At 71.9% G+C, this 1,015-nt stretch carries 1 pseudogene; it reads left to right on the top strand.

From position 1 onward, the window contains the following. Nucleotides 1–1,015: pseudogene (locus DBR23_RS13495) on the top strand (ribonuclease E/G); the annotation flags it as partial.

Below are 1,015 nucleotides of genomic sequence, written 5' to 3'. Positions count from 1 at the left end.
CGTCCACCCCGCGACGCAGAGCGCCGTCCCGAAGGCGAAGGCCGTGAAGGGGGCCGCAACGGACGTGGCGAAGGCCGTGAAGGGGGCCGTGGCCGCCGCGACAGCGAGCCGCGCAACCTGAACGCTGGCGTGAATAGTGACAACAACGCAGCTACCACTCCGGTGGAAGGCCCCAACGCAGGCAACACCGGTGGCGTAGAAGGCCAGCCGGCGCAGCAACCCCGTGGCGAGCGCGGTCCGCGCCGCGAACGTGGTGATCGCGGTGGCAACCGTGGTGAACGCGGTGAACGCGCTCCCCGCGCGGTCGAGGCCCAGGAGGCAAGCGCCACGGCCGCCGCTGGTGACTTTGCGGACACCGCTCCACTGGCATCGCTGCCGGACCTGGACCTGAGCGGCAATGACGCACCCGCCAACGGCAATGGCGCCACCGAAGAGCAGCGCCGCGAGCGCCGCTCCCGCGACCGCTATGGCCGTGACCGCCGCGAACGCGGCGAGCGTGGCCCGCGCGACAACAACGGCAACGCCGAAGCAGCTGCGCCAGCGATGCTGGACTTTGACCCCACCCAGGCAGAGCCCGCACCGGCACAGGACGAGGCGCCGCGCCGCAGCTACTTCAGCAACGCGCCCGCCGCCGAGCCTGTGGCACCGGCGGCAACCCCTGTCGCAGCTCCTGTGGCATCCCCAGCCGCTTCAGCCACTGAGCCAGCCGCAGCGCCTGTTACCGCGGCAGCTGTTGCAGCGCCCGTTGCAAACCCTGCAGCCGCCCCGGTGGCCGCACCGGCGCCTGTCGCAGCACCCTCACCGGCGGCGGTAGCCGCCCAGGCCCCCGTGGCAACAGCTGCGCAAGCCAAGGGACTGCCCCGCGTTCAGGCGTTCACGCTGCCCATCGATGAACTGCAGCAAGTGGCTGCCGCATCGGGCCTGCAGTGGGTGAACTCTGACGCGGACAAGATCGCTGCCGTGCAGGCCGCCATCGCTGCCGAGCCCAAGCCCATCCGCGTGCCCCGCGAGCGCC

Source organism: Acidovorax sp. HMWF018 (genome assembly GCF_003061035.1).
Lineage (GTDB): Bacteria > Pseudomonadota > Gammaproteobacteria > Burkholderiales > Burkholderiaceae_C > Acidovorax > Acidovorax delafieldii.
The sequence above is the reverse complement of the archived record's forward strand: the minus strand, read 5'-3'. Positions and strand labels throughout refer to the sequence as shown.